Here is a 23,036-nt window from a genome sequence, read left to right as displayed (position 1 = left end):
GCTCCTTAATTTAAGTTACAGGCTTCAAGGCCTGATAAACGCATGCGTACTTCAAGCTCTGGTAGTTGGCGTGGTTTAACGCCCGCTAAACCTTTTGCAAAAGCGCGAATATGCGCAGGCGTGGTGCCACAGCATCCGCCTACTATATTAATAAAGCCCGATTTACCCCAATCGATAATTTCGGTTGCCATATCGCCCGCTTCTAAGTCGTATTCACCAAACTCATTTGGTAAGCCCGCATTAGGATGTACCGATGTAAAGGTTTCGCACACGCGCGATAACTCTTCTACATACTGGCGCAGTAAATCAGGACCAAGCGCACAGTTTAAACCAATCGAAATAGGCTTAATATGGCGAATAGAATTATAAAATGCTTCGGTTGTTTGCCCCGAAAGCGTACGACCAGAGGCGTCGGTAATAGTACCCGATATCATAACGGGTAATGTGCGCCCTGCTTGCTCAAAGGCTTCTTCTACGCCAAACGAGGCCGCTTTTGCGTTAAGGGTGTCGAATATAGTTTCGATTAATATTAAATCGGCGCCGCCTTCCATTAATGCAAGTGTTGATTCAATATACGCAGTAACCAGCTTATCAAAGGTGACATTTCGGTAACCCGGATCGTTTACGTCTGGCGAAATTGAACACGTTTTAGATGTCGGCCCTAAAACACCGGCTACATAGCGTGGTTTTTCTGGCGTTTTAGCCGTAAATTCATCGCAAATTGCGCGTGCTAATTTAGCCGACTCTAGGTTTATTTCACGGCTTAAGCTTGCCATGTCGTAATCTTCCATCGAAATAGTGGTCGAGTTAAACGTGTTGGTTTCGATAATATCGGCGCCCGCTGATAAAAAACCACGATGAATATCAGTGATTAAATCGGGCTTGGTTAGGCTTAATAAATCGTTATTGCCTTTAATTAATACATGCCAGTCTTTAAAACGCTCTCCGCGATAGTCTTCTTCTTCTAGCTTATGATCTTGGATCATGGTGCCCATAGCGCCATCTAAAATTAAAATGCGTTCTTTTAATGCGGCGCTTATTTCGGCTTGCTTATTATTTGTAGGAGCGTTATTCGGCATAGTTGTTAGTCCTCACGTCTTGGCTAACTAAATTAATGTCATACGGTGTGGTTTGGTACACGTAGTAATTTAACCAGTTCGAAAAAAGTAAAAAAGCATGGCTTTGCCACGTTTTTGAAGGTTGTTTGGTTGCATCGTCATCCGGAAAGTAATTTTCGGGTTTTGGTGCATTAGGGCTCTTTTTACAATCGCGCTCGTATTCTGCTTTTAGCGAGTCGGCGTCGTACTCAGGATGACCGGTTATAAACACTTGGCTACCCGATTTATTTTTAAGTAAGTAAGCCCCTACTCGCTCAGAACCTGCCAGTACAACTAGCTCATCACAGGCGTTTATTTTATTTATATCAATGTGGCCATAACGTGAGTGCGGTACCAAAAAGGTGTCGTCGAACCCGCGAGTCAGTGCGCCGTGATCAAAGTAACATTGGTGGGTAAATACACCACACAGTTTGTCGTCTTTTAAATCACGCTTTAAATTGTAACGGTGATATAACGCTGCATGTGCTGCCCAGCACGAAAATAACGTAGAGGTAACGTGTTGCTCAGCCCAATCTATAATGACCTTTAGCTCATCCCAATACGCTACATCGTCGTATTCTAAATGCGCAAGTGGCGCGCCAGTTACTATTAATGCATCGTAATTGTTGTCTTTAACCTCAGAAAAATAACGATAAAAGGTATCAAGGTGCTCTTCTGAATTACTGCTACTGCGGTGAGTGTCGAGACGCAGTAGTTCTACGTTTACTTGCAAAGGCGAGTTGGCAAGCAAACGAATAAACTGAACTTCGGTTTCTACTTTATTAGGCATTAAGTTTAAAATAGCCAAACGCATTGGGCGTATCTCTTGCGTTTTTGCACGTGTTTTTGGCATTACAAATACGTTTTCTTGACGTAAACGTGCAATGGCCGGCAACTCGTCTTTTACTGTAATTGGCATACTTTACTCCTGCTCATAAAAACCGAAGCTTAATTATGAACTGAAAGTAAAAAATATCAACCTCTAGATGTATAGATGTCTAAATGAAATTTATTCACTGTGAATAAACTGTTTGATGAATGATAAGTTAAGCCTACCTATAAACACTTAACTTATCGTACTGAACATAAATACACCTAGCACTACCTGTTAATTTTTACCCACTAAAATTAAGTTTTGTTGAGGTGGTATCAAGTACTCAGCCCCGCTGGCTGTTATTACAGCCATTTCTTCAACCGAAATGGTTTTAAACTCGGTGTTATTCAAAGGCCAACTAAAAAAACCATCAAAGGCAAACACCATCCCTTCTTTAAGTTCACGTTGTGACGCAGGCCTTACTTGCGCACTACGAGAGCCACCCAAGTTAGGGCCGGTGTCGTGTGCAACATACCCTACTGGATGGCCGGTGCTCCATGGCACAGGCTCTGAGTTGTATTTATTCATTAATACGGTTTGAGCTTGATCCACGTCGATGCCTTTTGCGCCGGGCTTCATTGCATTAAATGCGGCAAAACCGCTGTCTCTTGCGTTAATCCAATATTGCTGAATATTGGCCGGTGCTGAGGTTTCTCCTTCTTTAAGCACATAAGCAAAACGCTGAATGTCACTTACCCAGCGGTTGTAGAGCTTTACACCAAAATCAATTTGTATCACATCACCAGGCATAATCACTTTATTTGTAGAGTGTGAATGCCCTCGGTCAGGGCCTGAGTTTACATTGGGGTTTTGCTCTGCAGCCCATGCATCAGTCACGCCTCGCGCTTTCATTTTAGCTTTTAAAAGCTTGGCTACGTCTGCATCGGTAGTTTTGCCCGGAATAATAGTTTCATATGCCTCTAGCTGCCACTTTGCAGAGAGCGCTGCCGCTTCTTTCATTATTTCAACTTCAGCCGGTAATTTAATTGAAAGCCATTGATAAACCAGTTCTTCAGAGGATATTAGCTTAGCTGTTTGTTCAGGCCCTAATAAACTGGCTAACTGTTTATACTGCGAATGCGACAACCCATCAGCCTGCGCGTTAAGGTCAGATACATTAATTGCAATGTTACGGAATAATTGTTTTTTTATAAAATCAGCAGCGTATTTTAATGCTGACACGCTACGGGGAACAGATATAACTTTTTCATGTATATCGAGTTCATCTAACGCTTTTGCTTCACTTGAAGGTGAGTAAGCAACAGAATGAAACTTATCTCTGTCAAAATAAAATAAATAAGCTGCTGGCGACCCTGCGTTTTCACAGCCAATATGATCAGCTAATGGGTCATTATTATTTTCTCTACATACTATCAGCCAAGCATCTACATCTGCAGCTTTTAATGCTTGTGGAAGTAGTTGACTGATTCTTTGTTTTCTTATTTCAGGCCAAGGCGAACTTTCTGCTTTTACCTCAGAATTACTTGCAAATAGAGTGAGTAAAGCCATGGTTGTTGCAAATTTTTGTATAGTCATATTTTTTCTTATTTTGCTGTGGTTTAAATACGTTAGCACACTCAAATAAAACTATACATTTAACAAGATAAAAACGATTAAGATATATTCCTCCTCGCCATTCGTTGACTGTTTCACCTGTCAGCCACTACAATACAACATTGAAATTTTTATTATTATTTGAAGGCTTTCCTCCATGGTTTTACCTGATAAATTTATATTCTCGATGAGTCGAGTATCTAAGGTTGTGCCACCTAAGCGCACTATCTTAAAAGATATTTCGTTACACTTTTTTCCTGGCGCTAAAATTGGTGTGCTTGGTTTAAACGGTTCTGGTAAATCTACGTTACTACGTATTATGGCCGGTGTTGACCAAGATTTTGAAGGTGATGCACATCCTCAGCCTGGTACAAAAATTGGTTATTTACCGCAAGAGCCTGTTTTAGACGAAAGCAAAACAGTTCGTGAAATTGTTGAAGAAGCTGTTGGCGAAGTTAAACACGCACTTAAACGCCTTGACGAAGTGTATAACGAATACGCCATGGAAGACGCTGACTTTGACGCACTTGCAAAAGAGCAAGGCGAGCTTGAAGCTGTTATTCAGGCGCACGATGGTCACAACATTGACAACGTTTTAGAACGTGCTGCTGATGCACTTCGCCTGCCAGAATGGGATGCTAAAATTGAGCACCTTTCAGGTGGTGAGCGTCGTCGTGTTGCTATATGTCGATTACTGCTTGAAAAACCAGACATGCTTATTCTCGATGAACCAACTAACCACTTGGATGCTGAGTCGGTTGCATGGTTAGAGCGCTTCTTACACGATTACGAAGGCACTGTTGTGGCGGTAACGCATGACCGTTACTTCCTTGATAATGTAGCGGGTTGGATATTGGAGCTTGACCGTGGTGAAGGTATTCCATGGGAAGGTAACTACTCTTCTTGGCTTGAACAAAAAGATGCGCGCTTACAGCAAGAACAAAAATCTGAAAAAGCACGTCAAAAATCAATTGCGCAAGAACTTGAATGGGTTCGTTCAAATCCTAAAGGTCGTCAAGCTAAGTCAAAAGCACGTATGGCTCAGTTTACTGAAATGCAGCAGTCTGATTACCAAAAACGTAACGAAACTAACGAGATGTTTATTCCACCTGGCCCGCGTTTAGGCGACCAAGTGCTTGAAGTAACTAACCTTCGTAAGAGTTTTGGCGATCGCGTTTTAATTGACGATTTAAGCTTTAGCATGCCAAAAGGTGCCATTGTGGGCATTATTGGTGCTAATGGCGCGGGTAAATCAACGCTGTTTAAAATGATCAGTGGTGAGCAAAAGCAAGACAGCGGTAGCATTACCGTTGGCGAAAGCGTACACCTTGCTACTGTTGATCAGTTCCGCGACGGTATGGACGAAAGCAAAACTGTTTTCCAAGAAATATCAGACGGTCAAGACGTACTAAAAATTGGTAACTTTGAGTTCCAAAGCCGTGCGTATGTAAGTCGCTTTAACTTTAAAGGTAACGATCAGCAAAAGTTTGTTAAAGACCTATCAGGTGGTGAGCGTAACCGTTTACACCTTGCTAAGTTATTAAAAGCTGGCGGCAATGTGTTACTACTCGATGAGCCAACCAATGACTTGGACGTTGAAACACTACGCGCACTAGAGAACGCTATTTTAGAGTTCCCTGGTTGTGTAATGTGTATCTCGCATGACCGTTGGTTCCTTGACCGTATTGCTACGCACATTTTAGATTACCGCGACGAAGGTCAAATTAACTTCTTTGATGGTAACTATACTGAATACGAAGAGTGGCTTAAAAAGACACTAGGTGCAGCAGCAACTGAACCTAAACGTATTAAGTACAAAAAAATTGGTTAATATTTACTGTAGCTAATTTATTACAGTAAAACTAAGCCCTGCATTTATGCGGGGCTTTTTTATGCCACCAGCATTACGGGAGCATATCCTGCTAGCATGTAGAGAATTACCCGCTATGCTTAATTTATTATAAAAACAGTAAGGCTAAATTAGGTTATGCAAAATCGTCGTCAGTTTTCTCGTGTTTTATTTTCAACCGATGCACAAGTAATTTTTAATGATCACCACTACCCATGTAAATTACTTGATGTATCTTTGCATGGCGCATTAATCACTAAATGTGATGCTTTTATTGGCAACCAAAATAGCCAAGCTGTTCTGCGTTTTTCGCTGCCTCAAAGCGAAATAGAAATAAAAATGGAGGTTGTGGTGTGCCATATAGAAGCGGATCATATTGGTTTAAAATGCCACCATATTGATATAGACAGCATTACTTATTTAAAGCGTTTAATAGAGCTAAACTTAGCTGATGACGAACTATTACATCGCGAACTCGCTATGTCGATTCACGACACGCAAGAATAGACTCATTTGGATTAGTTGATTACCATAGTGCAAACTTTTTAACTTGTGAAAACATGACTTTAAATCCACATTTACCTTTGGTGTATCACCCTAACTACTCGTTTAATTTCGATCCAAAGCATCGTTTTGCAATGAGTAAGTTTGCACATTTATATCAGCATGTAGCAAAGCTTGGTTTGATTGGCGATAACCTGGTTGAGCCAACATTAGGCACGCCAGAGCCACTTGAGCTAATACACTGCGAAAATTACATACACGATTTGTGGAATAACCGCTTAGATGAAAAAGCAATGCGTCGCATTGGCCTACCTTGGTCAAAAGAGCTGATGGCACGTACCTTTACTGCTCCTCAAGGTACGTTACAAACAGCCCGTTTAGCACTTAAACATGGTATAGCGTGTCACTTAGCCGGTGGTACACACCATGCGCATACCGATTTTGGCTCGGGCTACTGCATGGTTAACGATTTAGCCTTTACCACGCAAACTTTAATTGAATCGGGTGAAGTAACTAACGTACTTATTTTTGATTTAGACGTGCACCAAGGTGATGGCACAGCCGCAATGTTAGAGCATCAAGCATACGCTTATACCTGCTCTATACATTGTGAAAAAAACTTCCCCTTTAGAAAGTCCGCTAGCGATTTAGATATTGGCTTAGCTGATAATATGAAAGACGAGGAATACCTTGCCGTAGTTGACGACACCTTGAGTTATTTACTTAAAGAGCTAAACCCAAGCTTGGTACTTTACGATGCTGGCGTTGATATTTGGCAAGGCGATGGCTTGGGTAAATTAGATATCAGCTGGGATGGCATAGTTAAGCGCGACCATTTAGTGCTAAAACGCTGCCTTGAACACAACACACCCGTTGCTACAGTAATAGGTGGTGGCTATGATAAAGACCATCTTCGCCTCGCTAAACGCCATGCTATTGTTGTTGAGCAAGCCGCTCGCTTTTAGTTTGAAATAAAAATGTTAAATTCTCGTTCTTATTTAATATGTAAAATAAGAACGAACATATTATGAAACAACTATTTATTGCCATCGCACTAATTTTTATAAGCTTTACAAGCTATTCGCAAGAAGCATACCCTAAGCTACCTACATTAAATTTACAAATGGCTGATGGGTCGCCGCTCAATACTCAAGATTTATTAGGTCAACCTTACGTTTTACACTTTTGGGCAACGTGGTGTCCGTACTGTAAAAAGCTGCAGCCAGCACTTCAAAAAATTGATGATATGGGCTTAAAAGTTATTGCCGTGAGCTTTAAAGAAGATGACGATGCTACTCCCGCTAAAGCGCTTAGCGATAGAGGTTATACTTTTAAAACAGCCGTAAAAGCCGATGCAATAGCACAGCAATTAGGTATACGAGGCACACCTACTACATTGTTTGTAAATAAAGAAGGCAATGTAATTTGGCTGACTAATACGTCAAACCCAGAGGACGCAAATCTACATTTAAAGGCACGAACATTGTTGCACTCCATATCTGAACAATAATATAGGTCTAAATTTAGTTTAAAAATATAAGTAATATAAACTTTATACTACAATTTAAGCTCATAAATTAATTGAGATTATAATGCGCTTACTACTTACTTTATTACTAATCACTTTAAGTGGCTTTGCCGCAGCTGAAGAAGAAAAAGCAGAACTTCCACCGGTAGACCCCGCTTACAATGCTGAGCACCCTATAGCTTTGGTTAATCAAGGCTCGTCTATTATTGCAATGAATTTACCCACCTATAATTTACCCAATGATGTGCAAGTTGTTTATAAAATAGGAAACCCCGATGTTCCATTTTTAGGCTTTGTTAGAAATGCCGAGTTAATCACCGTAAAGCCACAAGCGTTTAATATTCAGCATTTAATGCGTGGTGAAGAAATTACGATTATTGCCGATATTTACGAGGGTGATTATCAACAAGGTGGTAGTTTAATTTATTCAAAAAAAGAGTTGGTCTTGAGTAAGCAGCTGTATGCCAGAGAACTAAAAGATTTAAGTGAATCATCGCAATGGCAAGACTACGACATGATTACACTAAGCGGCACTGAGCGTATTTATATTCATAAAATTCAAAAAGCGCCGAGCTATAACCATCTTATTTTTGTCGATTTAGTTAATGCGTGTATGCAAAAGCTTCGTACCTCAAAACGTGTCCCAGCTGAAAATGAGCTTACCTATAAGTTTATTAATTGCGGCACGCTTAAACCACTTTATTACAATGCTGATGATTTTAAAAAGTAAAAGAGCGAGTATACGAATGTTCAATTATTTTAATATTTAGGCATAAAAAAAGGCTCTTTCGAGCCTTTGGATTAACTTTGGAATAGTTAAAAATTTTAAATTAGGTAAGCGTTAATAGCTGTGGAGCAACACTATGATAATCAACAGCCATAGCAATGCTTAACGCTGTAATATTAATAATTGAAAATGCGAACACTTTACGTGCCCAACTGCTCATATCAATATTACGACGATAACCACGTAGCGCCATTAGCAACCACCAAAAGCTGGTAATACAAGCAACAGCCATAAAAGCAGCACCTGTGTAGCCAGTAATTGGCAGTAACATCACAACTAATGCGTATACAGCGATGTAAAGTACGATATGGCGCTTTGCTTTATCAATACCTTGCGCCACGGGTAATACAGGAATACCTGCAGCTTGGTAATCTTTAAAGCGAAAAATAGCGATGGCGTAAGAGTGCGGCATTTGCCACAAGCTAAACATAACTAGCAGTATTAATGCGCCCATATCGAACTGCCCTGTTACGGCGCAGTAACCTACTACTGGCGGTACAGCGCCAGAAAGGCTGCCTACAAAAGTGCCATATACTGAGTTGCGTTTCATGTAGAGGCTATAAACCCCCACATAAATTACGTAGCCAAAGGCTGCAAAAAATACCGCGGCTTGAGTGGTATAGGCGATAAGTAAACCAAAGCCAATAACGCCCAATAAAACACCGTGGCTAAGTGCAGCAAAGGCCGACATTTCGCCAGTTACTGTTACCCGCGTACGAGTACGTGCCATGGCTACATCAATGTCTCTATCTATAACATTGTTGATAGCACAACCTGATGCAACCACTAGCGACAAACCAATTAATGTGGCAATCATTAACCATGGGTCTATATCACCGCGCGAGGCAAGTAAAAACCCACCCGCTACGCTGATCAAATTGCCCATAATAATACCCGGCTTTGTCACTGATAAATAACGACGAAACATCTTCAACTCCTAGTACATCATCATTGCGTTAGATTCATAAATGATCCAAACAGATAACCCAACAACCATTACGATGATCAGAGCACTGAATAGGAATGAGAAAGTACTTGCACGGCCATTTTCGGTGGTAAAATTAAGGTGTAAAAAGTACTTTAAATGCACCCAAATTTGTACGATTGCAAAAGTAACAATGCTCCAAAGCGTTGTTGCTTTTGAGAAGTCACCTTCCATAACCATATAAAACGGTATAGCAGTTAAAATTACCGATAGCACAAAGCCAATTAAGTAAGTTTTAACACTTCCATGAGATTCATCATGATGATCACTTTGCGCTTGTTTTAACGCATGCGTTTCGCTGTGGCTCATTACATTGCTCCCATCAAATAAACAACGGTAAATACACAAATCCAAACAATGTCTAAGAAGTGCCAAAATAGGCTTAAGCAGCTTAAACGCGTTACGGTTGCTTTGCCTAGACCACGTTTAGCAACTTCAATCATCATTATGGTCATCCAAATTAGTCCAGCCGTTACATGTAATCCATGTAAGCCAACTAATGAGAAAAACGATGTTAAAAAGGCACTTTGTTGTGGGCCATTACCGTGCACAATTAGGTGATGAAATTCGTATACTTCCATACCAATAAACACAGCACCTAAACAAAACGTAACAAATAACCAAGTCAGTGTTAGTGCCTTTTTTTGCCCTTGAGCGGCAATCATGGCAAAGCCAAAGGTAATACTACTAATAAGTAGTGCAGCAGTTTCTACTGCTACAAAGTCGAGTTCAAAAATATCTTTACCCGATACACCACCGGCTGTGTTCATAAATAACACAGCGTAAGTGGCAAAAAACGAGGCAAATAATAGGCAATCGGTCATTAGGTATAACCAAAAACCGAATATGGTGTCACCCGATGTATCGTGATGATCATGCGCGTGGGCATGATCATCGTGCGATACTGATTCTAAATTTGCAGAAAGTGTACTCACGCTTTTAGCTCCTTAATGCCACTTGAATTATACGCAGCTTCAGTGCGTGCAATTTCATCAGGTTGAATATAGTAATCAACATCGCTGGTGTAACAACGTTTGATAAAGATGGCAATTGCGCCTACTAGCCCAACAACAGCTAACCACCAAATATGCCAAATCATTGCAAAACAGAATACTGTTAAGCTTGCTGCCATTAACACGCCAGCTGATGTGTTTTTAGGCATATGAATAGGGCTATAGTTTGCTTTATCTTGGTATGCTTGGCCTTTTTCTTTCATGTCGGTCCATGCATCAATATCATCGATGTGTGGAATTGTTGCAAAGTTATAAATTTGCGGAGGTGAACTTGTAGCCCACTCAAGTGTATGGCCGTTCCACGGATCGCCTGTTGTATCGTCAAGCGCTTCACGGTCTCTAAAGCTCACATATAATTGAATTACTTGGCTAACAATACCAAACATAATTATTACAGCACCGCCTGCGGCAATGTATAACCAAATGTTCCAATCTGGGTTGTTAGTGTGGTTTAAACGACGTGTCATACCTAAGAAACCAAGTACGTACAACGGCATAAATGCAACGAAGAAACCGATAATCCAACACCAGAATGATGCTTTGCCCCATTTTTCGTTAAGTTTAAAGCCCATTGCTTTAGGGAACCAAAATACAAAACCAGCAAGGTAGCCAAATACAGCACCACCAATAATGGTGTTATGAAAATGTGCAATTAAGAATAAGCTGTTATGCAGTACGTAATCGGCACCAGGAATAGCAAGTAATACACCGGTCATACCGCCTACGGTAAAGGTAACCATAAAGCCAAGAGTCCAAAGTACCGGTACGCTAATACGTAAACGACCTCGGTAAATAGTAAATAACCAGTTAAACAACTTAACCCCAGTTGGTACGGCAATAACCATGGTCATTACCCCAAAGAACGCGTTAACGTTAGCGCTCGACCCCATCGTAAAGAAGTGATGTAACCAAACAATAAAGCCTAAAATTGAGATTGCACCGCTGGCGTAAACCATCGATTTGTAACCAAATAAACGTTTACCGGCAAAGGTCGAAATAATTTCAGAGAAAATACCAAATGCTGGTAATACTAATATGTATACCTCAGGATGACCCCATGCCCAAAATAGGTTGATGTACATCATGGCGTTACCGCCCAATTCATTGGTAAAGAAGTGGAAATCGAGATAACGGTCAAGCGTTAGCATTGCAAGTACAGCAGTTAAAATTGGGAATGATGCTGCAATTAAGATGTTTGCCCACGTACATGTCCATGTGAAAATTGGCATTTTCATTAGGGTCATACCTGGTGCACGCATTTTAAACACGGTTGCTAAAAAGTTTACTGCTGTTAGAAGTGTACCGAGCCCGGATATTTGCAAGGCCCAAATATAATAATCTACCCCCACCCCAGGGCTAAAGGTCAACTCCGAAAGCGGTGGATAGGCCACCCAACCTGTTTTAGCAAACTCACCAAACACTAGCGACATATTAATTAAAATGGCACCGCTGGCTGTAAACCAAAAGCTTAAGTTATTTAAAAATGGGAATGCAACATCGCGAGCACCAATTTGCAGTGGTAAAACAATGTTCATTAAACCAATCATAAATGGCATAGCCATAAATATGATCATAATTACGCCGTGGGCAGTAAATATTTGGTCGTAGTGTTCAGGTGGTAAATAACCGGGCGCACCACTGGTAGCAAGCGCTAACTGAGCACGCATCATAATGGCATCAGAAAAACCACGGAACAGCATTATTAGTGCTAAAAGAATATACATTACGCCTAAGCGTTTATGATCAACAGACGTGATCCAGTCGCGCCAAAGCACGCCCCATTTTTTATACTTTGTAATAAGCCCGGCAATAATAAGCCCAGCTATAGCAATAACCGACATCGTGAACACAAGAATTGGCTCATGAAACGGAATTGCGTCTATTGTTAGTTTACCTAATAACGACATTATTATTCCTCGCCCTGGCTGTGAGATGATGGCATTGAGTGTTCATCCATTGCTTGATGCTTCTTACTCATTTGCCCATGTTCGCCCATTGCATGTTGCTTTTTGTTCATATCGCCATGTGCCTGCATGTATTTCATAACGATGGTATGAAATAAGCCGTCATCAACTTTACCGTAATAAGCAACTGGGTTATTTTCGCTTGCTTTTGCAAGTTCAACATAATTTGCATGAGTAAGATTATTAGCGCTTGAATTCGCTTTTACATCACTCACCCACTTATCAAAACCAGCTTGAGTAGGTGTAGCAATGGCATTAAACTTCATACCAGTAAAGCCTGCACCACTGTAATTTGCCGAAAAGCCTTTAAATGTACCTGGCTCATTAGCAATTAAGTGAAGCTTGGTTTCCATACCGGCCATTGAGTATATTTGACTACCCAATTGCGGAATAAAAAATGAATTCATTGTGCTCTCTGAAGTGATTTTATATTCAACAGGTACATTAGCCGGAAACACTAATTCATTAACCGTAGCAATACCTTGCTCAGGATAAATAAATAGCCACTTCCAGTTTAATGAAACCACTTCAACAGTAAGATGCTTACCTTTACCTTCAATTGGTTTGTAAGGGTCTAGCTCTTGGGTAGACACCCAGGTAATAACACCTAAAATAATCACAATAACAATAGGGACAGCCCAAACTGCGGCTTCAATTTTATTTGAATGAGCCCATTTTGGAGCGTAAATTTCATGAGTTTGCGTGTCTCTATATTTCCATGCGAAATACAAAGTCATCACAATAACGGGAACGACTACAAGCAACATAAGCACGGTTGCGATGATGATTAAATTTTTCTCATCTATGCCTATCTGCCCTTTTGGATCGAGTATCCCGCCTTTACAGCCTGACAACGCCAGCACTGTACTAGCTAAAGCAATATTACAAAGGTTACGAATTAACAAGGGAGTATCCTACAAACCTAAAAGTTCTAATTTGCTGCTTTAAATAAAAAACAAAGCAACGATTTTTCGGTAAAAACCCAAGTTAACTGGAATTAAATTATAAAAAATAAGGGGGCTATTCAAAACCTAAAGCTCATGCCAATAATGACCTAGCAACAAACCCAGCTTTCTAAACGCATTTATATAACGTAATAAAAGTTAACTTGGGTGAGTGGTGGTTGGCTGAAATGTGTTTAAAAAACACTGAGCTACTTTGTTTTAGCTAACCTTAATTATTTACAGCAAGAACAAATAATTAAAACCAGCAACAAAATGCAGCCTTACAGACAACCTGTAAAGCTAGGTGGAGCACGACAACCGTGTGCAACTTGCACTGGCTGAAGAACTTTAGCCTCGCTAAAAGCAAAGGCTGCTTTACGGAGGATAATTCCAGCACGACGCGCTGGAAAAATATGGAACAATAGCCAGCAAAGGCCAATAAGTAACTGACTTGATATGATCGGATGAGCTAAAAATTGCACAATAGTAAGTAACAGCGGCTCTACAATAAACCCATCACTTAATAGCGCTTCAAGCTTGAAGGCATCCTCTAGTGCACCGCTTAGCAACATTACAGTATTAAACACTAATAAAGTTATAGCTACACACACGCCCTTGCCTGCTTTATTCAAGCGCTCACACGTCTGCGGCTCGCCAGAGGCAAGATCCGTATTTGTATGATGCAAAGAAAGTGTGTTCAAAAACATTAACCTACTAAAATGACTATAACAAAATTAGAGGAATACAGTTTGCAATGGAAAAATTTAAAAAACATTGCTGTTGTAAGCCCTAAAACCAGGTGCTAAATACAATCAAATCCAGCTAGCACATATTTACCTAGCGAAAATTGATCCGTATCAATCAAACTTTCAAAACTTACTGAAAGTTCGAACGTGAGTATAACAAAGAGAATTTTCTGTTCAACTAAAAATCAATTAATTTTGGTTAAGCTTTCAAAGCTATTTTGTTAATAAAAAATAACAATATAAAAAAAACAATGAGTTAGCTTGAATTAAAAATAATTTAAAGCAGAATATTTAATAAAATTATAGGTTTTTTTGGAAGGAATAATAATTGTGTGGCACAAATAAAAACAGCTCAAATTCAGTCACCACCGAAATTGAGCCGCTTTTCACACTGACAACATCTTCACACACAATATAAAGATTTTTTGTTTACACTGCGTGGCATTGTAAGGAAATAAAAACAACTCAAATGCAGTCACCACCGAATTTGAGTTGCCTTTCACACTGACAACATCTTCACACACAATATAAAGATTCTTGGTTTACATTACGTGGCATTGTAGGGAAATAAAAACAACTCAAATGCAGTCACCACCGAATTTGAGTTGCCTTTCACACTGACAACATCTTCACACACAATATAAAGATTCTTGGTTTACATTACGTGGCATTGTAGGGAAATAAAAACAACTCAAATGCAGTCACCACCGAATTTGAGTTGCCTTTCACACTGACAACATCTTCACACACAATATAAAGATTCTTGGTTTACATTACGTGGCATTGTAGGGAAATAAAAACAACTCAAATGCAGTCACCACCGAATTTGAGTTGCCTTTCACACTGACAACATCTTCACACACAATATAAAGATTCTTGGTTTACATTACGTGGCATTGTAGGGAAATAAAAACAACTCAAATGCAGTCACCACCGAATTTGAGTTGCCTTTCACACTGACAACATCTTCACACACAATATAAAGATTCTTGGTTTACACTGCGTGGCATTGTAGGGAAATAAAAACAACTCAAATGCAGTCACCACCGAATTTGAGTTGCCTTTCACACTGACAACATCTTCACACACAATATAAAGATTCTTGGTTTACATTACGTGGCATTGTAGGGAAATAAAAACAACTCAAATGCAGTCACCACCGAATTTGAGTTGCCTTTCACACTGACAACATCTTCACACACAATATAAAGATTCTTGGTTTACATTACGTGGTATTGAAAGGGAATAAAAACAACTCAAACTCGTTCTTTATGGAAGTGAATCCACCGAACTTGAGTTGTCTTTCACACTGACAACATCTTCACACACAATATAAAGATTCTTTTAAGCGAGGCTAACTTGCCTCAAGCTTATGACGAGAGCCTTGCTCTGTGTCTATGGTTAAACTTTAGAGTGTTAGCTCCAATTTGACAAACGAGAAAAATAAACCTAATAGGTGAAAAAAACTAAACTATAGACGTTTGTCTAATACATTAAGATTGGATTACTTTAGAAGCTATCGAGTTAAGCAGTTTTACAGACACAAAAAAAGCGCTATAAAGCGCTTTTTAATATTTAAGACGGGCTTAAATAATTTGGTTTTCTTTCCAGGCTTGCTCTTTTGCTAAACGGTTTTTGCGTTTATCACATGGATCATCGCAATCACAGGCTTTATCAATACCAACCGAACCTAAACCACCACAGCTGCTTGCCATAGATTTTTTTTGCACGATCATACCAACGGCCATAGCCGAAACTATCAAAATTAGTAAGCCAAAAGTAAGAAGAAAAAGTGACATTGCTTAGCCCCTATTGATCAGCAATTAATTAAACTCAAACATTTTTGAGCGACTGCTATTATATACCCAAATAACGCGAAAATAAACAAGCCAGCACCATACTACAAATAAGGTTTAAATGCAGGGCTTGAATAAGTAACTAAACCCTCATTTGATTTACCTATTAAGTATACCGGTAAATCGTGCTGCTGAGCGTATGCTTGCGCTTTTTCCATACCCATCACAGTAAGTGCAGTCGCTAAACCATCTGCCGTCATAGCGCTTGGATGAAGCACAGTTACCGACACTAAGTCGTGCTTAATAGGCATGCCGGTCACGGGATCAATTAAATGAGTATAGATCTCGCCATCCATTTTATAAAAAATACGGTAATCACCTGACGTAGCAATACCGTTTGTACCTGGCGATAAAACACGGTGTACCTTTCGCTCTCCAGGTTGCGCATCTGGTTGCTCAATCGCAATTTTCCAATCCTGATTATTTGGCTTTTCACCTGCTATACGCAGCTCTCCACCAATCTCAACCATGTAATTGGTAATACTGTGGCTTTCTAATAACTGCGCTACTTTATCAATACCATAGCCTTTAGCCGTTGCCGAAAACGAAAGCTCTAACCCATTAACTGTTTTAGACAGTCCTTGCTCATCTAAAATAAGTTTATCAATACCTATTTTTTCAACCATACTTGCAAGCGCTTCATCACTTGGGCGATTGGTTGGTTTTTTATCAGGACCAAAGCCCCATAAATCAATTAAAGGCCCCATAGTGACATCGAGTGTTTTAGTTGATTCGCCTAAGCGAATAGACTCGCTGATAACAGCCCTAAAATCTTCGCTAATTGGCATAACTTGATTTGCTGGTAATCTGTTAAATGTATTTATTTCAGAGTCTTCTATGTAAGTAGACATAGACTGATTCACATCTTTTAAAACAGCGTCTATTTGCAGCTGTAATTGTGAAGCTGATAGCTGGCCCTGCTCATCGTAATATTTAATATGATAAGTGGTGCCCATAGTCTTACCTTCTAAAAAGGTTTCCCTCGACTCTGGTTTTTCGCCACACCCAGACAGTAATAAGGTCAGTGTGATTAGTAAAAAGGCCATTATGCCTTGTGAAGTACTTACTCGATTCATAACAGCTCTACTTAATAGATTGATAAAATTAAAGAATAAAAAAAGCCTCGTAACACAAGTGCTACGAGGCTGGTATTTTAACCAAAACTAAACTGTTTTGGTATTAGTGTTAGCCACCGAAGTCATCTAGTAAGATATTTTCGTCTTCAACACCTAAATCTTTAAGCATAGTAATAACTGCCGCGTTCATCATTGGAGGACCACACATGTAGTACTCACAATCTTCCGGCGCTTCGTGATCTTTAAGATAGTTCTCAAATAACACGTTATGGATAAAGCCAGTGTAGCCTTCCCAGTTATCTTCAGGTTGTGGATCTGAAAGTGCTGTATGCCATACGAAATTAGGATTTTCAGCGGCTAAGCCGTCAAAATCTTCTACGTAGAACATTTCACGTTCAGAACGTGCACCATACCAAAAGCTCATCTTACGTTTAGAGTTCAAACGTTTAAGTTGGTCAAAGATATGTGAACGCATTGGCGCCATACCAGCACCACCACCAACAAAGATCATTTCTGCATCTGTGTCTTTAGCAAAGAACTCACCAAATGGACCTGAAATAGTTACCTTATCGCCTTTTGTAAGTGACCAAATGTACGAAGACATTTTACCACATGGCAAGCTTAGGTTTCTTGGAGGCGGAGCAGCAATACGCACGTTAAGCATAATGATGCCTTCTTCTTCTGGGTAGTTAGCCATTGAGTATGCACGAATTGTTTCTTCGTCTACTTTTGACTCCAGGTCGAAGAAACCAAAATGATTCCAGTCGCCACGATATTCTTCAGGAACATCGAAATCTGCATATTTAACATGGTGAGGTGGCGCTTCGATTTGGATGTAACCACCCGCACGGAAAGGCACTGACTCATCACCAGGGATTTGCAGTTTAAGTTCTTTAATGAAGGTTGCTTTGTTATCGTTAGAGATAACTTCACAGTCCCATTTTTTAACACCGAAAATTGACTCTTCAAGCTCAATTTCCATGTCGTTTTTAACATTTACCTGACACGCTAAACGACAGCCTTCACGGGCTTCACCTTTAGAAATGTGATCAAGCTCAGTTGGCAGGATATCACCACCACCTTCTTTAATGTGTACACGACATTGACCACAAGAGCCACCGCCACCACAAGCAGATGATACAAATATACCTGACTCAGATAATGCACTTAAAAGCTTATTACCTGCTGATGTAGTAATGGCTTTGTCTTTATCGCCATTAATACCGATGATGATGTCACCGCTTGCAACTAACTGAGATTTAGCACCAATGATCACTAAAACTAGTAGTACAACGATAGCGATAAAAACACCAACGCCTAAGAAAATCTGATAATCCATGATTTATCCTCGCTACCCTTTACAGTGAAATACCAGAGAATGACATAAAGCCAAGTCCCATTAAACCAACAGTGATGAAGGTAATACCTAAACCACGTAAGCCATCTGGTACGTCTGAATATTTCAGTTTCTCACGGATACCTGCAAGTAATGTAATTGCAAGCGCCCAACCAACACCAGCGCCAATACCATAGACAACAGACTCGCCGAAGTCATAGTTACGCTCAACCATGAAAGATACCGCACCAAATATTGCACAGTTAACTGTGATAAGTGGCAAGAAGATACCTAATGCGTTGTATAGTGCAGGGAAAAACTTATCTAATGCCATTTCAAGAATTTGCACAAGTGCTGCAATAACACCAATGAAAGTTAAGAAACGTAAAAAGCTAAGATCCGCATCTGGATAACCTAACCAAGTAAGTGAACCTGGTGCAAGTACCGCATGGTAAACCAAGTTGTTAACAGGTACAGAAATACCCAATACAACTATAACCGCTATACCTAGGCCAATTGATGTAGTTACTTTTTTAGATACTGCTAAAAAAGTACACATGCCTAAGAAGAATGACAACGCTAAGTTCTCAATAAAAACGGCTTTTACAAATAAACTAATATAATGTTCCACTATTTGCCCCTTACGCTTTAGCTTCTACTTGGTCTTTCTTATAAGTACGAAGTACCCATATGAATAAACCAATGATGAAGAATGCACTCGGTGGTAAGATCAATAGACCCATAGGCTGATACCAACCGCCATCTTGTACTAATGGGATAATATCAACACCGAATAGTGAACCCTTACCGAATAGCTCACGAATGAAACCAACAGTAAGTAGTACTACAGAGTAACCTAAGCCATTACCAATACCGTCAAGGAAAGACATAATTGGTGGCGACTTCATCGCATATGCTTCAGCACGACCCATTACAATACAGTTAGTAATAATTAGACCAACGAATACAGAAAGCTCTTTTGCCGTAGCGTAAGAGAATGCCTGTAATACTTGGTCAACAACGATTACCAACGATGCAATAATTGTCATTTGTACGATGATACGAACAGATGATGGGATCTGGTTACGAATAAGCGAGATAAAGAAGCTCGAAAATGCAGTTACTAATGTCAATGCGATTGACATGATTAACGCATTTTTTAAGCTAGACGTTACCGCTAGCGCAGAACAAATACCAAGTACTTGTAGTGCGATTGGGTTGTTAGCTAAAACCGGACCAAATAGGACCGCCTTCATTTCTTTAGTATCAGCCATTATTTCAATGCTCCTTTACGTACTTTCGCAAGGAAAGGGCCAAAGCCATTTTCGCCAGTCCAAAAGTCAACTGCATGATCAACACCGTTAGACGTTAATGTAGCACCTGAAAGACCATCGATCTTATGCTCATCATTGCCCGCAGTACCTTTAACAATTTGAATTGGAAGTTCTTTACCTTCCCATGTAGCAGTCCACTGTGGATTTTGGATTTCGCCACCTAGACCTGGGGTTTCATTATGCTTGTAAAAGATAATGCTCTTAACTGTTTCAGCGTCGCTTTCAAGCGAGATAAAACCGTACATTAAGCCCCATAAGCCGTAGCCTTGGATAGGAAGAATAATTGCATCAACTGAGCCATCTTCTTTTTTAGAGATATACACCGGCGACTCTTTAGTCACACGTTGAATACCAGCAATATCTTTAACGCCTTTCTCTTGAAGAGAAACACTTAGCGCTGCATCATATTTGCTTTTTTCAAAATCAAAAATTGTTGGGTCTGTATCTACAAACTCACCTGTAGTCATGTTTACAACGCGCGCTTCGATTTTTGCATCAAATGTTTCTAAAACATTTTCAACTTTATCGATACCCGCAGCAGCCAAGATATTGCTTTGAATATCTTTGTTTTTATTAGCTTGCTGTAAAGGACGAAGCTGTACAGAAGCAAACGATACAATGATTGCACACACTAAACATAGTGCTACAACAACTGATAACGTTTTACCGATTGATTCGTTATTACTAGACATTACGTGCCAACCTCCGCTTAATATTAGCCTGCACTACAAAGTGATCGAACAGTGGAGCGAATAAGTTAGCAAATAAGATTGCTAGCATCATACCTTCTGGGAAAGCAGGATTCACAACACGTATCATAACCACCATAAAGCCAATTAATAGACCATATGCCAATTTACCTTTGTCAGTAAATGCAGCTGATACAGGGTCAGTAGCCATAAAGAACATACCAAACGCAAAGCCACCTAGTACTAAATGCCAATACCAAGGCATTGCAAATACAGGGTTAGTTTCTGAGCCAACAGCATTTAGTAAAAATGCAGTTGCTACCATACCTAGGAATACACCTAGTACGATGCGCCAAGAAGCGATACGAACGTAAATTAAGAACAAACCACCTACTAATAATGCAAGTGTAGATGTTTCACCTACAGAACCTTGAATGAAACCGTAAAACGCATTCCACCATAACTCCATGTTTGCAAAGTCTAGTTGCCCGATGAAAGCTTGGCCTAGCATAGTTGCACCAGAGAAAGAATCTACTGCTGTCCATACTGTGTCACCCGAGATTTGAGCTGGGTATGCGAAGAATAAGAACGCACGACCGGCTAAAGCAGGGTTTAAGAAGTTACGGCCAGTACCACCAAAGATTTCTTTAGCGATTACTACACCAAACGTAATACCTAATGCAACTTGCCATAAAGGAATCGTTGCAGGCAAAATAAGTGCGAATAATACTGAAGTAACGAAGAAACCTTCGTTAATTTCATGCTTACGCACAGAAGCAAATATTACTTCCCAAAAACCACCTACTGCAAATGTTACCGCGTAGATAGGTAGGAAGAAACATGCTCCATAGAACATCTTAGCGCCCCAGCCTGCATCAGCGGTTAATTCACCACCGAATAACTGGAACAAACCAACTTGCCACGTGTTTGCTAGTTCAAAACCTTGTGCTAAAGCACCTGCGGCCTGATGACCGATATTGAACATACCAAAAAACATAGCTGGGAACGTCGCCATCCACACTAAAATCATCATGCGTTTTAGGTCGATATTATCGCGTACGTGTGTCGCGCCTTTATTTACGTAGCCTGGTGTATAAAAAATAGTTGCAGCTGCTTCATACAGTGCATAAAACTTCTCATATTTACCACCGGCTTCAAAATTCGGCTCGATATCTTCTAGATATTTTTTTAAACCCATCTCTCTAGCCTTCCTTCTCGATCGTAGTTAAGCAATCGCGTAGGATAGAACCATACTCGTATTTGCCTGGACAAACGAAGGTACATAACGCTAAATCTTCTTCATCAAGTTCAAGCGCGCCCAATGAAATTGCACTGTCTAAATCGCGTGCAATTAAGTCACGTAATAATAGAGTAGGCAAAATATCTAGCGGCATTACGCGCTCGTAGCTACCAATTGGTACCATGGCACGTTTTGAACCACCTGTTGACGTTGTCATTTTAAATAAACGACTCGGCGCAAGGTGAGAAAGGAATGTACGCGTTACAGAGAATTTATCACTACCTGGTGCAATCCAGCCAAACAATTCTTTTTCGCGACCTTCAAGTAAAACAGATACTTGAACGTGGTAACGACCTAAGAATGCATGAACACCGTTTGAAATAGAACCTGATAGAACAGAACCAGAAATAACGCGGTTATCTCCGTCTTCTAGCTCACCAGCCACTAAATCATCCAATGAAGCACCTAATTGTGTTTTCACTAAACGTGGGTTTTTAACGCGAGGACCTGCAAGCGAAATAACACGATTTGTGTAAATTTCACCAGTAAGGAATAGGTGACCATACGCAATAACGTCTTGGTAACCAATATGCCAAACTTGTTTGCTAACAGAAACTGCATCAAGATGATGGATATGAGTGCCAACGAGGCCAGCCGGATGCACACCACCAAACTCATGTACTTCTACTTGAGCTATAGATGAGCTAGGAACTTGGCTACCTGCTTTTTTACACACAAATACTTTGCCATCGGTCAAACGCGAAATAACAGCAAGACCCGCTTCAAATGCTTGCGCATTTTCGGCAATTATCACTGCAGGATCTGCAGCTAATGGGTTTGTGTCAGTTGCGGTCACGAAAATAGAACTAGGATTTGCATCCACAGCCGCTACTTTACTGAATGGGCGAACACGAAGTGCTGTCCATTGACCAGACTGGATAAGTACTTCTTTGGCTTTTTCACGCTCTAAGCTCGCAAGCTCGTCTGCTTTGAAAGAGTCAAAGGTGATTTGCTCACTGCCTGTTACTTCAATAACAACAGATTGCAGCACACGTTTAGCACCACGATTTATTTCTTTTACTGTGCCAGAAGCTGGAGCAGTAAATAGGACGCCTGGGTTCTTTTTATCTTCAAAAAGTACCTGGCCTTTTTTGACTTGGTCATCCACACGAACATGCATGGTTGGACGCATACCGATAAACTCTTCGCCAAGCACAGCTACACGTTTGACAGCAGAACCGTCATGTATAACTTGCTGTGGCGCGCCCTCTAAGGGTAAATCCAGACCTTTTTTTATATTGATCATACGCACTTGCATTACATTAAAGGAAAGAAACTGAAAAATCGTATCAACCACGTCGCCATTTGAGTTATTCCAAGTTACAAAAGAGCAGCTTGCTAGAAATATCAAACAAGCAACGTAGTAAAACTCATCACATATTGTCGAGATTTTAACATCATTTTAGATGACTATGCGAGTGTATTTATGAAAATTATACGACAGAAACACTTATTTAGTTTTGTTAAGTGATTTAAATAAAAATCAAGGTAGACCAAAGTGGTAGCCTAAGCAATTATCGTTCCTGATTTCATCGCAAATTAAACAAATCGCATAATACAAAAAAAGCCGCTATTGCGGCTTTTAATAACTAGGGCCTGT

General features: G+C 40.1%; 22 protein-coding genes. 5 read left to right on the top strand and 17 right to left on the bottom strand.

Annotated features, from left to right (window positions below; genetic code table 11):
• Positions 1-5: 5 nt before the first annotated feature.
• The 3 genes from GQR39_RS02180 to GQR39_RS02170 all read right to left on the bottom strand — a co-directional run bounded on the left by GQR39_RS02180 (position 6) and on the right by GQR39_RS02170 (position 3,507).
• Positions 6-1,079, bottom strand: a complete 1,074-nt coding sequence (locus GQR39_RS02180) for a homocysteine S-methyltransferase family protein (protein WP_007581206.1) — start codon at positions 1,077-1,079, stop codon at positions 6-8.
• Positions 1,069-2,016 (bottom strand): homoserine O-succinyltransferase, encoded by a 948-nt coding sequence (metA, locus tag GQR39_RS02175; RefSeq protein ID WP_007376156.1) that lies wholly within the window; start codon positions 2,014-2,016, stop codon positions 1,069-1,071. The genes GQR39_RS02180 and metA overlap by 11 nt, the downstream gene beginning before the upstream one ends.
• A 189-nt stretch (positions 2,017-2,205) precedes the next feature.
• The gene (locus GQR39_RS02170) at positions 2,206-3,507 is read right to left on the bottom strand and encodes a M24 family metallopeptidase (protein ID WP_165734698.1); all 1,302 of its coding nucleotides are present in this window, start codon (positions 3,505-3,507) and stop codon (positions 2,206-2,208) included.
• A gap of 175 nt (positions 3,508-3,682) precedes the next feature.
• On the opposite strand from GQR39_RS02170, the gene ettA reads away from it, so the two are divergent.
• The 5 genes from ettA to GQR39_RS02145 all read left to right on the top strand — a co-directional run bounded on the left by ettA (position 3,683) and on the right by GQR39_RS02145 (position 8,136).
• Positions 3,683-5,356: an energy-dependent translational throttle protein EttA gene (ettA, locus tag GQR39_RS02165; RefSeq protein WP_007581203.1), complete on the top strand. Its 1,674-nt coding sequence runs from the start codon at positions 3,683-3,685 to the stop codon at positions 5,354-5,356.
• Positions 5,357-5,512: 156 nt separating this feature from the next.
• Positions 5,513-5,881, top strand: coding sequence for a PilZ domain-containing protein (locus GQR39_RS02160; protein WP_165734697.1), 369 nt, complete (start codon positions 5,513-5,515; stop codon positions 5,879-5,881).
• Between the two features lie 53 nt (positions 5,882-5,934).
• Positions 5,935-6,843 (top strand): histone deacetylase, encoded by a 909-nt coding sequence (locus GQR39_RS02155; RefSeq protein WP_165734696.1) that lies wholly within the window; start codon positions 5,935-5,937, stop codon positions 6,841-6,843.
• A 62-nt stretch (positions 6,844-6,905) separates the two neighbouring features.
• Positions 6,906-7,388 carry a TlpA disulfide reductase family protein gene (locus GQR39_RS02150; protein WP_165734695.1) on the top strand — a complete coding sequence of 161 codons (483 nt, stop codon included), beginning with the start codon at positions 6,906-6,908 and terminating at the stop codon, positions 7,386-7,388.
• An 82-nt stretch (positions 7,389-7,470) separates the two neighbouring features.
• Complete coding sequence (locus tag GQR39_RS02145; RefSeq protein WP_165721280.1) at positions 7,471-8,136, top strand: hypothetical protein; 666 nt, start codon at positions 7,471-7,473, stop codon at positions 8,134-8,136.
• A gap of 100 nt (positions 8,137-8,236) precedes the next feature.
• On the opposite strand, the gene cyoE is transcribed toward GQR39_RS02145, so the two are convergent.
• From cyoE to GQR39_RS02075, 14 genes are all read right to left on the bottom strand, one after another.
• Positions 8,237-9,121, bottom strand: a complete 885-nt coding sequence (gene cyoE / locus GQR39_RS02140) for a heme o synthase (RefSeq protein ID WP_007581172.1) — start codon at positions 9,119-9,121, stop codon at positions 8,237-8,239.
• Positions 9,122-9,130: 9 nt separating this feature from the next.
• On the bottom strand, positions 9,131-9,487 hold the full coding sequence (cyoD, locus tag GQR39_RS02135; protein ID WP_024589276.1) for a cytochrome o ubiquinol oxidase subunit IV: 357 nt from the start codon (positions 9,485-9,487) through the stop codon (positions 9,131-9,133).
• Positions 9,487-10,113, bottom strand: a complete 627-nt coding sequence (cyoC, locus tag GQR39_RS02130) for a cytochrome o ubiquinol oxidase subunit III (RefSeq protein ID WP_007581168.1) — start codon at positions 10,111-10,113, stop codon at positions 9,487-9,489. The genes cyoD and cyoC overlap by 1 nt, the downstream gene beginning before the upstream one ends.
• A complete protein-coding gene (cyoB, locus tag GQR39_RS02125; RefSeq protein ID WP_007581166.1) occupies positions 10,110-12,098 on the bottom strand; it encodes a cytochrome o ubiquinol oxidase subunit I in 1,989 nt (662 codons plus the stop codon). The genes cyoC and cyoB overlap by 4 nt, the downstream gene beginning before the upstream one ends.
• A 2-nt stretch (positions 12,099-12,100) precedes the next feature.
• Positions 12,101-13,060, bottom strand: a complete 960-nt coding sequence (gene cyoA / locus GQR39_RS02120; RefSeq protein ID WP_024608764.1) for a ubiquinol oxidase subunit II — start codon at positions 13,058-13,060, stop codon at positions 12,101-12,103.
• Positions 13,061-13,380: 320 nt separating this feature from the next.
• Positions 13,381-13,800 carry a hypothetical protein gene (locus GQR39_RS02115; RefSeq protein WP_007581161.1) on the bottom strand — a complete coding sequence of 140 codons (420 nt, stop codon included), beginning with the start codon at positions 13,798-13,800 and terminating at the stop codon, positions 13,381-13,383.
• A gap of 1,631 nt (positions 13,801-15,431) precedes the next feature.
• Positions 15,432-15,644 (bottom strand): (Na+)-NQR maturation NqrM, encoded by a 213-nt coding sequence (gene nqrM / locus GQR39_RS02110; RefSeq protein WP_007376137.1) that lies wholly within the window; start codon positions 15,642-15,644, stop codon positions 15,432-15,434.
• Between the two features lie 101 nt (positions 15,645-15,745).
• Positions 15,746-16,777: an FAD:protein FMN transferase gene (locus GQR39_RS02105; RefSeq protein WP_165734694.1), complete on the bottom strand. Its 1,032-nt coding sequence runs from the start codon at positions 16,775-16,777 to the stop codon at positions 15,746-15,748.
• Positions 16,778-16,886: 109 nt separating this feature from the next.
• Entirely contained in the window at positions 16,887-18,116 is a 1,230-nt protein-coding gene (nqrF, locus tag GQR39_RS02100) for an NADH:ubiquinone reductase (Na(+)-transporting) subunit F (RefSeq protein ID WP_007584893.1), read from the bottom strand.
• A 19-nt stretch (positions 18,117-18,135) separates the two neighbouring features.
• On the bottom strand, positions 18,136-18,744 hold the full coding sequence (gene nqrE, locus GQR39_RS02095; protein WP_007584892.1) for an NADH:ubiquinone reductase (Na(+)-transporting) subunit E: 609 nt from the start codon (positions 18,742-18,744) through the stop codon (positions 18,136-18,138).
• 10 nt (positions 18,745-18,754) lie between these two features.
• Complete coding sequence (locus GQR39_RS02090; RefSeq protein WP_007584891.1) at positions 18,755-19,387, bottom strand: NADH:ubiquinone reductase (Na(+)-transporting) subunit D; 633 nt, start codon at positions 19,385-19,387, stop codon at positions 18,755-18,757.
• A complete protein-coding gene (locus tag GQR39_RS02085; RefSeq protein ID WP_007584890.1) occupies positions 19,387-20,139 on the bottom strand; it encodes a Na(+)-translocating NADH-quinone reductase subunit C in 753 nt (250 codons plus the stop codon). The genes GQR39_RS02090 and GQR39_RS02085 overlap by 1 nt, the downstream gene beginning before the upstream one ends.
• The gene (locus GQR39_RS02080) at positions 20,132-21,334 is read right to left on the bottom strand and encodes an NADH:ubiquinone reductase (Na(+)-transporting) subunit B (protein ID WP_007584889.1); all 1,203 of its coding nucleotides are present in this window, start codon (positions 21,332-21,334) and stop codon (positions 20,132-20,134) included. The genes GQR39_RS02085 and GQR39_RS02080 overlap by 8 nt, the downstream gene beginning before the upstream one ends.
• Positions 21,335-21,338: 4 nt before the next feature.
• Entirely contained in the window at positions 21,339-22,682 is a 1,344-nt protein-coding gene (locus tag GQR39_RS02075; RefSeq protein ID WP_165721278.1) for a Na(+)-translocating NADH-quinone reductase subunit A, read from the bottom strand.
• Between the last annotated feature and the right edge of the window lie 354 nt (positions 22,683-23,036).

Source organism: Pseudoalteromonas sp. C8 (assembly GCF_011378685.1).
Taxonomy (GTDB): Bacteria; Pseudomonadota; Gammaproteobacteria; order Enterobacterales; family Alteromonadaceae; genus Pseudoalteromonas; species Pseudoalteromonas arctica.
Note: the sequence above shows the minus strand (reverse complement) of the source record. Positions and strands in the feature narration are given on the sequence as shown.